A 12494-nucleotide genomic window follows, 5' to 3' on the forward strand; every position below is an offset into this window, starting at 1 on the left:
CGCTCACTTCGTCGCCTCCTTGACCCACAGGACCACGGATCGCTGGAGGACATCACGCTCCATCCGCAGCTCGGCGTTCTCCGCGCGCAGCCGCTTGAGCTCCTCGAGGTCACCGCGGGCCAGACCCTCGGTGTCCTCGCGAGCCTCCCGTGCGCGGGCCACCCAGTTGCCCAGCGTGCCCTCGTTGACCCCCAGGTCTCTGGCGACCTGGGCGCCACATCGAGCGCCTGGTCCAGCGATGGTGCCGCCGCGGCGAGGACGTCGACGCCTTCGCGGATGTAGCGGAACACCGTCGTGGTGCCGATCCCGAACCCGCCGGCCAGAGCCGTGTAGGTCTCGCCCTTGTTCAGGTACGCGAGCACCAGCAGACTCTGCTGCCCGGGCGGGAGCCGGCGCCACCTGCTGCCGAGGTTCTTGCGGTGCCGGCGTAGTGCGTCGGAGAGGGTCTGCAGGGCGCGGGTGGACACCGACGTCGACGACGGGTAGACAAGCACCCTGAAGCTCCTGGTTGGCGCGGGTTGATCTAGGCAATCACCCATCTACCAGGAGCTTCACCTACTTCAGGGAAGCCACGCCGTGGCCCGACCGACCTCACGATCACCAGGTTGGAAAGTGCTCACTGCCCGCTCCAGCTCGGCGACGACGACCTGCGGATCGTCTTCGACGTCGACCCGGACACCGCGGCCCGGACCCGCGACAGGATCGCCGCCGAGCTTGAGGGCACCCCGTCGACGATCGGCGCCGACGCGCACTTCAGCGGTTCGGCGTTCGGCCGCGTCGTCCGGGGCACCGGGAGGCGGTGGGTGGGGCTGTCGTCCTGATCCGGCCGGGAGCCCGGGTGAGGTGTCGCGGTGAGCACGGCGAGACCTCCGGGCGGAGCGGATGTGCCCGACGCATCTGCTCCGCCGGAGGCCCGCCACCCGGCGAGCCCCGCCGCGGGCTCGACCGGCGCGTCGAGGATCGCCAGGGTCCGGGTCCCGGCCTCCGCGACGACGTCGGGCCGGATGCTCGGGGGAGGGACCCGGCCGATGCCGCCGTCGACACCCGGTGGTGGCCGTCCCGCGGACGACCGGCCACCGGTCAGCGCCCCAGACGGGCGAGTGCGCGGGCCGCGGCGTGTGCACCGCACATCCCGTGCGCACCCGGGCCCGGCGGCGTCGCCGCCGAGCAGAGATAGTGCCCGGCCGCCCCGGTGTCGTAGGGCTGCAGGGTCGTCCGGGGCCCGAACACCAGCTGCCGGAGGTCCTTGGCGCCGGTCAGGATGTTGCCGCCGACGAAGTTGGGATTGCCCGAGGACGCCGCCGGGTCCGTGCTCGTCGTGGCGACGATCCGGTCCCGGAACCCGGGGGCGAACCGCTCGATCTGGGCGGTCACCGCCTCCGTCGCGTCCCCGGTGTAGCCGTGCGGGACGTGGGCGTAGGCGTAGACCGGGTGCACGTCCCCGACCGCCCGGGTGGGATCGGCGACGGACTGCTGGCCGACCAGGACGAACGGCCGTTCCGGCATCCGCCCGGCGTGCACCTCCCGCTCGACGTGCGCGGTCTCCGCCGCCGAGCCCGCGACGTGCACCGTCCCGGCCCGCCGGGCACCTGCTGCGCTCCACGGGATCCCGTCCTGCACCGCGTAGTCGACTTTGAACGCCGCCGGGCCGTACCGGAACCGCCGGTAGGAGCGGGCGACCCGGGCCGGCAGCAGCTCGCCGAGCAGTGCGGGCAGCTGATCGGGGCCGACGTCCCACAGCGTCACGTCCGACGGCGGCAGCTCGCGCCACGAACGGACGTGCACGCCGGTCTCGATCCGGCCGCCGTGTTCGGCGAGCACCGCGGCGAGCGCTGCCGGGATGGCGCCCGACCCGCCCTCGGCGACCCCCCAGCCGTGCCGGTGGCCCGCGGTCAGGATCCCCATGCCGATCGCCGACGACAGTGGCCGGTTCAGCGGCCGGAAGGCGTGCGCCGCGGTCCCCAGGAACAGCGCCCGCCCCTTCTCCGTGCGGAACGCCCGGGCCAGGACCTCCGCGGGGAGCACCGTGGGCGCCCCGAACCGGGCGATCCGCAGGGGATGGCCGGGTACGCGCAGCAGCGGCCCCATGATGTCGGCGGAGAACTCGTCGTAGTGCCGCGACGGGCCGCCGAACAGTGCTCGCCACAGCGTCCCGTCGGCGCCGAGCTCGGCCGCGGTCTCCTCGACCGAGCGGTGGAGCAGACCGGCCCCGCCGCCGTCGAGCGGATGTGCGCAGTCGATCTCGGGCAGCCGCCAGCGGAGGCCGTGGCGCTCCAGGTCGAGGTCCCGCAGCGCGGTGGACCCGATGGCCATCGGGTGCACGGCCGAGCAGCGGTCGATGCGCAAGCCGGGGACGAGCGCCTCGATCGTGCGGGTGCCGCCACCGATCTCGTCGCCGGCCTCGAGCACCGTCACCGTCACCCCGGCCCGGGCCAGCACGGCGGCGGCGACGAGCCCGTTCGGCCCGGAACCGACGACCGTCGCCTCGCTCATGGGAGCGCCCCTTCGCTGATCGTGCCCCTGCCCGCGGACGCGGCGTGTCAGCGGTACACCGGTGTCGCGCCGTGCGGGCGTCGCCGGTGGACCGTCCGGGTCAGGACAGCACGCGGAGCTGGAAGGGGTAGTCGTAGGTCTCGTTGTTCGACGCGCGGATCGCGCCCTTGATGTGGCACCACGCGGACACCACGAACAGCGCGAGCAGCAACGGGACGGCGACGATGATCCCGATCACGGTGAAGATCAGCAGCCAGCTGACGATGAACAGCACCCAGAACGTCAGGTTGAAGTTGAACGCCCCGGCGGCGGCCCGGCGGGCGAACGGGTCGTCCTTCTTGATCAGCCAGACGAGCAGCGGGCCGAGCAGGCTCAACAGCCCGGCGCTCAGGACCGCGGCGATCGGCGCGGAGAGGTGGGCGAGGACGGCCGCGATCCGGCTGCCCTCGGACGGCCGGGGTGCGGACGGGCTGGGGTACGGATACGACATCGGGAGCCTTCCTCTCGTCCGCGAGCCCTGGTCGGCCGGGCATCGGCGCGACCGGATGACGGCCGCCGGTTGCCACCAGCCTGCCAGCTCACGGCCCGTCCGCGGGGCCCGGGCCGGGGCTGCGTCACCCGGACGGACGACCGGAGCGGAGAGGTATCGGCGGACACCGGGGGCGGGCCGCGCCGGCCCCCGGTGTCCCCCGGGCCCACCCGTCCGGCCCACGACCGGCGGCCCGTCCTCGGCCGGTCCTGATGGAGCGCGGCGGGCAGGGGTTCCGGGTACCGGCGCCGGGGGGCAACGCCGGTACCCGGAACGGACGCGGACCGGGTTCCGTCCCGGGGAAGAAACGGAGTCCGGTCCGCAGCTCTAGGCGGTCGGGATCCGCAACAGCTCCGCCGCGTCGAGGCGGCCGATCCGATCCGCGGCGTTCCGGTTCAGCGGGGTCGCGTCGAACCAGGTGGCCGCCTCGTCCATGGACTCGTACGGGTGGTCCGCCGAGAACAGCACCCGGTCCGAGCCGATGGTGCTGATCGTGTGGGTGAGCGCCTTGGTGTCGAGGTGACCGCTCGTGGTGAGCGCGACGTTCGACGTGAAGTACTTCATGACGGTCCGCTCCGCCGCCCCGAGCCGGGGCAGCAGGAACGGGAGCGCCTCGCCGAGGTGCCCGATCACGACCGGCAGGTCGGAATGCCGGTCGAACAGCCTGGACAGCATCAGCAGCACCGCGTGGGTCGCGGTCTCGTGGCCGAAACCGCAGGCCGCACCGACCAGCGACCTGTTGCAGTCGTAGATGCCGCTGGACCTCGGATGAGGTCACCGCGGGTGCAGGTAGCGGACCCCGCAGTCGGGCAGGACGGTGTAGCCGTTGACGAGCGCTCGCACGGCGCCCAGCTCGGTGACGGCCCGCTGTAGCGCGCCCGCGTCCGGGTCCTGGACGGCGACGGTCGCGAAGATCGCGAACCGCGAGGGGTGCGGCGGACGAACGTGTCGTGGATCGCGTCGTTGGTGTGCCGGGCGACCGTGCCCGCCACCTGCGGGTCGGGGATGCCCGGCACACCGGGGGAGGTCAGCGACAGCACGGACACCGCGACGCCCGTGCGGTCCATCGTCGCGATCCGGTCGTCCACGCCGAGCAGCCGACGAGCCACCTCGGCCATGTATGCCGGCCCGTTCCGCGCGGCCTCCCCGGCGTCGTCCCAGTACTGACCGTTCTCCCGTGTGGAGAGGTGCTCCTCGAGCGCGATCTTGTCCTGCACGTGGTCATCCCCTCCTCGTCCGGACCCTGTTCACCACCCTGACGTTAGAACGGTGGGACGGTCGCGTCTGGCCGGATCGGGGCCGATCTCTGGCCACCTGGCGCGGGGGATCGCCCGGCCGGATGACGGTCAGGACACCGGTGCCCGCCCGGCCGGCGCCGGCCTGCCGAACAGCCACCCCTGGCCGAGGTCCGCCCCGGCGCCGGCGCAGCGTTCCGCGGTCGCGACGTCCTCGATGCCCTCGGCGACGGCCACCGCGCCGAGCTCGTGCACCAGCTCCAGCGCCCGGCACAGGGCACGGCGGCCGCGCCCGGTGTGGATCAGCCTGATCAGTGCGCGGTCCAGCTTGACCACGTCGAACGGGTACTCGATCACCCGGGCCAGCGTGCTGAGGCCGGCACCGAGGTCGTCGGCGGCGATCCGGACCCCGGCCCGCTGCAGCGTCGTCATCGCCGCCCGGAACCAGTCGGGCTCGCGGATCACGCCGGTCTCGGTCACCTCGAGGAGCAGCCGGTCCGGCGGGAACGCCCGCATGGTGCAGGCGTCGAGCACCCGGCCCGGGAAGGTCGGGTCGCAGAACCCGGTGACGTCGACGTTGACCGACAGGAACCCGCCGCCGCGGACGACCTCCATGCCGTCCATCAGCGCGCGGGTGGTGAGGCCGGGGAGCCTGCCGGTGTCGTCGGCGATCGGCACGAAGTCGGCCGGGGCGACCTCGCCGAGCTGCGGATCGGTCCAGCGGGCCAGGCTCTCGACGCCGACCGTCGTGCGGCCGGTCAGGCACACGATCGGCTGGTAGGCGAACCGGACGTGGGCGAGGAAGTCCGGCCGGCACAGCCGCTGGGTGATCAGCGCGGCCCGTCCGGGGAGGTCGATCGTCGCCTCGTGCATCGTCGCTCTGCCTGCCTCTCGTCGACGACTGTCTGGCGACGCTAACGGGCGCCGGGTTGCGCCGTCTGGCCGTTCCGCGCGGTGCGATGGTCACCGAGCGCGACATCATCACATATTCGTCCCTCTGCGGTGGGGCGGAGGTGCGAACGAACCGGCGTGCCGATCACATCAGGTGTGCCGCGGGGGCCGTCACCCCCACTGGATGCCCCACCCGGGTGGTGCCGGCGTGACCGTTGTCGGACGTGACGGACGCCGACACAGCCGATACATTGGTACCCGTCCTGTAACAGTGCCGACGGCGAGCGGGTCGTGGCGTGGAGAGTCCTGAGGGAGCCCGGTGAGTCGCCTCCGGCGACACCCCGCGGGGTCGGACCGCGACCGGCCGGTGCCCGCCCCCCGCTCGGTTATGCTCCCCGGGTACGACACGGCCGGAAGCCGGTCCTGGTCGCGACCCGCTGGTCGTCCCCCGGGGCCGGACGACGCGGAGGGAAGCATCACTGATGCTGACGGGCGGTCCGACGGGCCCCGACCGCTCCGGCTCCATGCGTGACGGGACGTCGGAGACCGACGCCACCGCTGCCCGGATCCTGGTCGCGGCGAGGCGGGTCGCCGAGGAGTTCGGGCTCCGCCGGTTCACCATGGACGAGGTCGCCCGGCAGTGCGACATCTCCCGGGTCACGGTCTACCGCTACTTCCCGCGCAAGGACGAGCTGATCCGCGCGCTGGTGCTGGAGGAGCTGCGGCTGTTCACCGAGGAGGCCGACAAGGTCGTCCGCGGTGAGACGACGGTGGATGGCACGATCGTCGTCGGCGTCCGGTTCTGCGTCGGCTACCTGCGCGGACACGCCGTCCTGAACCGGCTGCTCCGCACCGAGCCCGAGGTGATCCTGCCGCACCTGACGACCTCGGGCGGGCCGGTGCTCGCAATGGCGACCGGATGGATCCTCGAGCACGTCCGTCGGGAGATCGACGTCGCCGGGCTCGCCATCCCGCCGGAGCACGCGGAGCCGTTCGCCGAGCTGCTCGTGCGGACGGTGATCTCGCTGGTCCTGACCCCCGGCACGCTCGATCTGGACTCCGACGAGGGCTGGGAGCGGGTCCGCAGGCTCTACGTGGCGCCGTTCGTGGCGATGCTGCGCCGGGACGGCTGATCCGGCCGGCTGCGCAGCGCGTCCCAGGCGAACGTCGCGAGCCAGTGGGTGGCCACGAAGTCGCGGTTCGCCAGCGACCGCAGGCCGTGCCCGAGCAGCTCCTCGGCGGCCGCCGCGAGCTGCGCGTCGCCGAGCACCGCGGCCAGCCGGTGCGCGGCGCCCGCCCGGGACAGGTTGAGCCCGTCCAGGTGCACCAGGTACGGATCGCCCGGGTCGCTCACCTCGACCGGCGCCAGCAGCGGCGCCGGGTCCGGGAGGAAGCCGTCGAACCAGGTCGCGAACTCGTCGGCGGGCAGGACGCGGGCCATCAGGTCCGCCTCGCAGAGCCCGGCGGAGAGGAAGTCCTGCCCGGACAGCTCCCACCGGGCGGGCCAGCCGCGGTCGCCGGAGAACAGCCGGCGGGCCGCGTCGGCGATCCGGTCCGCGTCGTCGGTGCGGCCGAGATCGAGCGCGGCACCGTGCAGCAGGGTCAGGCCGAACGCCGTGTTGGAGTGCACCCCGTGCCGGACCGGATGGTGCAGCCGGGGGAGCCAGCCCGCGGTCAGCCGGTACACGGTGTTGGTCAGCGGCTGCAGCGCGTCCCGCCAGTCCGGCCGGGGCAGCCGGGCGCAGGCGGCGGTGAGCCGGGCCGCCCAGGCCCAGCCGTAGGGCCGCTCGAACACCGGGTGCGCGTCGAGATGGGCGGCCTCGCCGCGCAGCCGGACCGCGGTCAGCGTCCGGCCGAGGATGGCCGGCAGCTGCGGGTCGTCCGCCCCGGCCAGCAGCAGCTCGACGCCGAGCCAGTGCATGTGCACGCAGGAGTGCCAGTCGAACGAGGTGTGGAACGCCGGGTGCACCCGCTCCGGGGTGATCCCGGACCGGACCTCGCCGGCGTCGGCCAGGTGGACGAGGTGGTACGGCGCCGCCGTCGTCAGGTTCTGCAGGACGACGGCGGTGAAGTCGGAACGGCTCGGGATCACGGTGCGGTCACCTCGGGAACGCGAAGATGTACATGATCACCACGTTGGCCACGAGCATGATCGCGGCCGTCGGGGCGTGTGTGCGGATCACTCCGTAGCGGTCGCGCATCTCCAGCAGCGCAGCCGGGACCAGCGTGAAGTTGGCCGCCATCGGCGAGACGAGCGTCCCGCAGAAGCCGGCCAGCATGCCGATGCTGAACACCACCGCCGGGTCCGCCTGGTGGATCTCGACGAGCAGCGGCCAGCCCAGCGCGGCGGTGACGATCGGGAAGGCCGCGAACGCGTTGCCGACCAGCAGCGTCAGCAGCGCCATCGTCAGGCAGTAGGCCGCCACCGCGACCAGCCGCCCGTCGGGCAGGACGGTCTGCAGGACCTGCCCGACCGCGTCGCCGAGGCCCGCCCTGGTGAACAGCACCCCGACCACCGCGAGCACCAGCGGGAGCAGCGCCATCGAGCCCATCAGGTCGAGCAGCCTGCGTCCCTCCTCGAAGGGCGCGCCGATCGGGTGGGCGCCCAGGAGCAGGTAGCCGACCACGGTGGCGACGACCGCGCCGAGCGCCAGCCCGAGCAGCGAGGCCGAGCCCTCGGCGACCAGCGGCCGGCCGCCCACGGTGACCGCCGGGCCGGCCAGCGTCACCACCAGGGTGATCACCGGGACGCACAGTGCGGGCAGGAACAGCCGGTGGCCGAGCCGCGTCGCGGACTCCTCGCGGGCGGCGTCGCCGGTGCTGGTCACCGTGCCGGGGCGCAGGGTCCGCGCCGACGAGCCCAGCACGACGACGGTCAGCACGACCAGTCCGAGCGGCCAGGCCGGCGCGGCGCCTGCGGTGACCCACGACGCGTAGACGAACCCGGCACCGGCCAGCCCCCAGAACGCCGCGCTGGTGTGCCGCCGGGGATTGCCGCGGTCGCGCGCGGTCAGTCCGGCGACCACGAGCAGCATCGCGGCGATCGCCCAGTTGACCGGCTCCGGGCCGATCACGGCACGGCGTCCGGCGCCGGGGCGGCCGCTCGCCGCCGGAGCATCCGGTCCGTGCGCAGCGCCCGGAACCCGTGCACGGCGAACGCGACGACCGCCGACGGGATCGCCCAGACGGCCAGGTCCAGCGGTTCCAGCTGCAGGCCGTAGTTCGCGTCGACGAAGGAGGTGATGAGCAGGACGCTCCCGACGGCGACGAACACGTCCTCGGCGAAGAACATCCCGACCGTCTCGACGCCGACCGAGGAGCCCTTCAGCCGATCCCGGACCTCCTCGGTCAGCGGGCCGGCCCGGCGCTCGGCGGCGGCCTCGACCATCGGGTACAGGACCGGGCGCACGGTCTGCGCGACGCCGAGCACGGTCAGCAGCCCGGCCGCCGCGGTCACCTGGCGCAGTGCCAGGTAGCCGAGCAGGATCCGGCCGGGGGTGAGCGAGGCGAGCCTGCCCACCGTCCGGCGGACGTGCGCCTGCAACCCCATCCGCTCGACCAGCCCGACCATCGGCAGCGCGAGCAGCAGGATCATCACCGGCCGGCTGTCGGCGAACGCGGTACCGACGATGTCGAGCATCTGCAGCGGGGTGAGACCACCGACGGCACCGGTGACCAGACCGGACACGGTGACCACGAGCAGCGGGTTCATCCGCAGCACGAACCCGATCACGACCAGTGCGAGGCCGATCAGGACCAGCATCGAGGCAACACTTCCCGGGACGGACGACGAGTTCTGTTGTCACGTGAAATTGTCCTACAATCCAACAACACGCAAGCTTCTGTGACGCGCCTCATGCCGCGCTCACGCCAGGCCGAAGAAGAAGTCCCGGAAGGTCCACGTGGCGGCCGCCAGGATCAGCAGGTACCAGACCGCCGGGACGCTGGAGTGGAACCGGCGAAGCGTCACGACCAGCGGGCGAGCCGGGCGGACCAGCGCCAGGGTCTCCAGCGTCGAGTACCAGAACACGGTGATCGTGACGAGCCAGACCACCATGCAGTACGGGCACAGCGCGTGGATCTCGGCCAGGCTCTGCCAGATCAGCCAGTGCACGAACACCAGGCCGAGGGTGCTGCCGACCTGCATGCCGACGGCGAACCAGGCCGGCGGTTCGAACCCGGCGAGCATCGCGACGCCGCCGGTCACCACCACCGCGAACGCGACCAGCCCGATCAGCGGGTTCGGGAACCCGAACACCGACGCCTGGGCGCTCTCCATCACCGAGCCGCAGGAGATCACCGGGTTGATCGAGCAGGACGGGACGTAGCCGGGATCGCTGAGCATCGCCAGCCGTTCCAGCACGAGGACCGCGGCCGCGGCCAGCCCGATCACGCCGCCGACCAGGTAGACCGCACCGGCCCGCCGGCGGCGGGCGACGGCCCCGGACGACGAGCGCCCGGTCCCGGCTAGCATGGCCGTCACGCCGCCTCCGCCAGCGCCCGGTCCAGCTCGGCGCGGATCTCCTGGTCGACCTCGGCGAAGGTGCTGCCGGCCGGCTCGAAGCGGCGGCCGTCGATGAAGAACGTGGGGGTGCTGAACACGCCGAGCTCCTCGCCGAGGTCCATGTCGGCGTCGACCCGGTCGGCGACCTCGTCGGAGTCGAGATCGGCCAGGAACCGCGCCATGTCGAGCCCGAGGCGCTCGGCGTAGCCGGTGAACCGCTCGCGGGCGGAGTCCTCGTCGGACGCGGCGCCGTTCCCGGCCCACGCCGAGTACTCGTCGTAGAGCAGGTGGTACATGTCGGCGTAGCGGCCCTGGTTCTCCGCGGCCTCGGCGGCCTGTGCGGCGAGCGGGGCCAGCGCGTGCATCTCCAGCGGGAAGTTGCGGGTGGCGAACGTGATCCGGTCGGCGTAGTCCTGCTCGATGCCGACGGTCAGGTTGTCGTAGAACGCCGAGCAGGCCGGGCACTGGTAGTCGAGGAACTCGACCATCGTCACCGGCCGGCCGGGCTCGGTGATCATGCTGGCGCCGACGACCAGCTGGTCCTCGGACACCTCGGACGGCGGCGCGGGCGAGAGTAGCGCGCCGCCGATCGAGAACGCCGCGAACAGCACGACCACCACGGTCAGCACCGTGTTGATCGAGATGCCCCTGCGCTCGGCCATCGGGTTCGGGGCCGGCTTGGCCGGGCGGGCCTGCGGCTTCTTCTTCTTGGACATCGGGATCTCCTCCGGAAGGGGGTCAGTGCGCCGGACCCGGCGCGGTGAGTGCGGGGAGCAGGGACCGGATCCCCGCGGTGACGGCGGCCCGGCCGTCGGCCCGGGTCGTGCTCCCCGGCTGGTGGGTCAGCAGCACGACGACGAACCGGTCGTCCGCCCCGACGACGCCTGTGGTGTTGAGCACCAGCTCGCCGCCGGCGACCATCCAGCCCTGCTTGATCGCGCGCGGGAGGCCGGGCAGCGCGTCCGGGATGCCGAAGTACTGGTCGACGCCGTCCAGCGCGATCCGGGGCGCCTCGCGCAGCGCCGAGAGCACCAGCGCGCGGGAGCGGGCGGGCAGCCGGTCCAGCACGAACCGGTAGACGGTGACGACGTCCTCGGCGGTGGTCCGGGTCAGCTCCCACTCCTGCGGCTCGGCCGGCGGCACGGTGCCGGTCAGCTGCAGTTCGGCCACCGCCCTGGTGACGACGGCCGGTCCGCCCTGGGCGGTCCACAGGCGGGTGGCCGCGCCGTCGTCGCTGCCCCGCAGCATCCGCGCGACGACGGTCGCGGTGGCCGGATCGGGCGGCTGCCAGCCGTTGGCGCGCAGCAGGTCCAGCGCGATCAGCAGCTTCACCACCGACGCCGTCGCGAAGCCGGGGCGGTCCGCGACGCCGACCGTCTCCCCGGTCCGCCGGTCGTGCACGGCGACGCCGACCTCGGCCCCGGGAACCTGCGCGACGACGGCCGCGCGGGCCCGCTCGGCGACCGAGCGGCCCAGGGTGGGCGGCGCCGCGGACGGGGTGCCGACGACGGTGGTTCCGGGCATCCCGGTCGAGATCGCCACCAGCGCGGTCGTCACGACGGCGGTGGCGGCGACCACCAGCAACCCGCGGCAGGGGCTCGCCGGCCGGGCCGGGCTCTGCGGGCCGTGGCCCCCGGTGCCGGACGCCGAGCCGGGGCCGGCCGGCCCGGGGCCGGCTGACACGGTGTCGAACGCTGACACGGGGGCCTCTCGTCCGGTCGGATGCGGATGGACCGGTGGCCGGGCACGCAGGTGACCGCCGCCGGGCCGCCCGGCCGGAGGGCACCCGCCGGCCGGGCGGGGTTCCGGGGCGGGGGAACCCCGGAACCGGGTGTCACCGCGGTCGTGGGGCCGGTCCGGTGACGCCGTCGGCGACCGTACGAGCACCGGCGACGGTCCCGCCGGGACGTGAGCAGGCGCTTTCCCCGGCGCGGAAATCAGCGACCGGCCACCCGGGGGTGCACCGGCCGACCGGTCGGTGCCGGGCCGGTCAGGGCCTGCCGAGGCACCAGCTGCGCTCCTCGGGGAGCGCGGCGAGGACGGCGCCCGCGGTGTCCTGCAGCAGCGAGGCGAGGTAGGGCAGGTCGGCGGCCGGGATCCGGTGCCGGGGGCCGCCGACCACCAGGGCGGTCTGGTCGGTGACCGCGAGCCCGATCCCGCGCACGTCCGGTTCGGACTCGCCGTCGATGGTGGCGTAGCCCCGCTCGCGGACCCGGTGCAGGTCGGCCAGCAGTGCGGGGACCTCGGTGATCGTCCGGTCGGTCATCCTGCGCAGCGGCCGCCCGGCGTAGAGGTGGCCGACCGTGTCGTCGGTGTAGCGGGCCAGCAGCGCCTTCCCGCCCGAGGTGGCGTGCGCGGGCATCGTCATGCCGAGCCGGGTGGTGACGCGGGTGGAGCGGTCGCTCTCCCCGTTCGCGACGAACTCGACGCTGCGCCCGACGAGCTGGACCAGGTGCGCGGTCTCGCCGCAGGAGCGGGCCAGCTCGCGCAGGTGCGGGATGACGTCGTCGGGCACCCGGGGGGCGGCGACGGTGGTGGCCAGCTCGGCGAGTGCGGGACCGGCCCGGTAGAGCTTGGAGCCGGTGACCCGGGCGAGCATCCCGGTGTGTTCCAGGCTGCTCAGCAGCCGGTGCGTGGAGCCGAGCGCCAGGTCCAGCTCGGCGCTGACCTCGGAGAGCCGGACGACGCCGCGTTCGGCGATCAGCCGCAGCACCTGCACCGCGCGGTCGACACCGCGCAGCGAGGTGCCGTCCCGGTTCGTCTCGGTCATGGCTGGTGTCCTCCGGCTCCGGTGGTCGGGCTGGGTGTCAGTCTGTGCCGGTACGGGCGGCGCGGGCCACCG

Annotated in this window: 14 protein-coding genes and 1 pseudogene; 2 read left to right on the forward strand and 13 right to left on the reverse strand. The window is 73.7% G+C overall.

The window, feature by feature from the left end:
* Positions 1-3: 3 nt before the first annotated feature.
* Positions 4-162 carry a hypothetical protein gene (locus ABZ881_RS29370; RefSeq protein WP_358489054.1) on the reverse strand — a complete coding sequence of 53 codons (159 nt, stop codon included), beginning with the start codon at positions 160-162 and terminating at the stop codon, positions 4-6.
* An 89-nt stretch (positions 163-251) separates the two neighbouring features.
* Positions 252-539, reverse strand: a pseudogene (locus ABZ881_RS29375) (transposase family protein); the annotation flags it as partial.
* A gap of 66 nt (positions 540-605) precedes the next feature.
* Between ABZ881_RS29375 and ABZ881_RS29380 the strand changes: the two are divergent.
* Complete coding sequence (locus tag ABZ881_RS29380) at positions 606-821, forward strand: hypothetical protein (RefSeq protein ID WP_358489056.1); 216 nt, start codon at positions 606-608, stop codon at positions 819-821.
* Between the two features lie 259 nt (positions 822-1080).
* On the opposite strand, the gene ABZ881_RS29385 is transcribed toward ABZ881_RS29380, so the two are convergent.
* The 4 genes from ABZ881_RS29385 to ABZ881_RS29400 all read right to left on the reverse strand — a co-directional run bounded on the left by ABZ881_RS29385 (position 1081) and on the right by ABZ881_RS29400 (position 5130).
* Positions 1081-2493, reverse strand: a complete 1413-nt coding sequence (locus tag ABZ881_RS29385) for an NAD(P)/FAD-dependent oxidoreductase (protein ID WP_358489059.1) — start codon at positions 2491-2493, stop codon at positions 1081-1083.
* 100 nt (positions 2494-2593) lie between these two features.
* A complete protein-coding gene (locus tag ABZ881_RS29390) occupies positions 2594-2983 on the reverse strand; it encodes a DUF4870 domain-containing protein (RefSeq protein ID WP_358489061.1) in 390 nt (129 codons plus the stop codon).
* Between the two features lie 366 nt (positions 2984-3349).
* Positions 3350-3775, reverse strand: coding sequence for an amidohydrolase family protein (locus ABZ881_RS29395; RefSeq protein ID WP_358489126.1), 426 nt, complete (start codon positions 3773-3775; stop codon positions 3350-3352).
* A gap of 593 nt (positions 3776-4368) precedes the next feature.
* A complete protein-coding gene (locus ABZ881_RS29400; RefSeq protein ID WP_358489063.1) occupies positions 4369-5130 on the reverse strand; it encodes an EAL domain-containing protein in 762 nt (253 codons plus the stop codon).
* A gap of 542 nt (positions 5131-5672) precedes the next feature.
* Between ABZ881_RS29400 and ABZ881_RS29405 the strand changes: the two genes are divergently transcribed.
* Complete coding sequence (locus tag ABZ881_RS29405) at positions 5673-6281, forward strand: TetR/AcrR family transcriptional regulator (RefSeq protein WP_358489064.1); 609 nt, start codon at positions 5673-5675, stop codon at positions 6279-6281.
* Here the strand turns inward: ABZ881_RS29405 and ABZ881_RS29410 are convergent.
* The 7 genes from ABZ881_RS29410 to ABZ881_RS29440 form a co-directional block, all read right to left on the reverse strand.
* A complete protein-coding gene (locus ABZ881_RS29410) occupies positions 6239-7240 on the reverse strand; it encodes a DUF2891 family protein (RefSeq protein ID WP_358489067.1) in 1002 nt (333 codons plus the stop codon). The two genes, ABZ881_RS29405 and ABZ881_RS29410, sit on opposite strands and share 43 nt — an antisense overlap.
* Before the next feature lie 7 nt (positions 7241-7247).
* Positions 7248-8222 carry a DUF979 family protein gene (locus tag ABZ881_RS29415; protein ID WP_358489069.1) on the reverse strand — a complete coding sequence of 325 codons (975 nt, stop codon included), beginning with the start codon at positions 8220-8222 and terminating at the stop codon, positions 7248-7250.
* A complete protein-coding gene (locus ABZ881_RS29420) occupies positions 8219-8911 on the reverse strand; it encodes a DUF969 family protein (RefSeq protein ID WP_358489072.1) in 693 nt (230 codons plus the stop codon). Before ABZ881_RS29420 ends, ABZ881_RS29415 begins: the two co-directional genes overlap by 4 nt.
* 102 nt (positions 8912-9013) lie before the next feature.
* Complete coding sequence (locus ABZ881_RS29425) at positions 9014-9622, reverse strand: vitamin K epoxide reductase family protein (protein WP_358489128.1); 609 nt, start codon at positions 9620-9622, stop codon at positions 9014-9016.
* A gap of 5 nt (positions 9623-9627) precedes the next feature.
* Positions 9628-10368, reverse strand: a complete 741-nt coding sequence (locus ABZ881_RS29430) for a thioredoxin domain-containing protein (protein ID WP_358489074.1) — start codon at positions 10366-10368, stop codon at positions 9628-9630.
* A 22-nt stretch (positions 10369-10390) separates the two neighbouring features.
* Positions 10391-11335 carry a hypothetical protein gene (locus tag ABZ881_RS29435; protein WP_358489076.1) on the reverse strand — a complete coding sequence of 315 codons (945 nt, stop codon included), beginning with the start codon at positions 11333-11335 and terminating at the stop codon, positions 10391-10393.
* 307 nt (positions 11336-11642) lie between these two features.
* Positions 11643-12422: an IclR family transcriptional regulator gene (locus tag ABZ881_RS29440; protein WP_358489077.1), complete on the reverse strand. Its 780-nt coding sequence runs from the start codon at positions 12420-12422 to the stop codon at positions 11643-11645.
* Positions 12423-12494: the final 72 nt, after the last annotated feature.

This window comes from Pseudonocardia sp. NPDC046786, assembly GCF_040645415.1.
Lineage (GTDB): Bacteria > Actinomycetota > Actinomycetes > Mycobacteriales > Pseudonocardiaceae > Pseudonocardia > Pseudonocardia kongjuensis.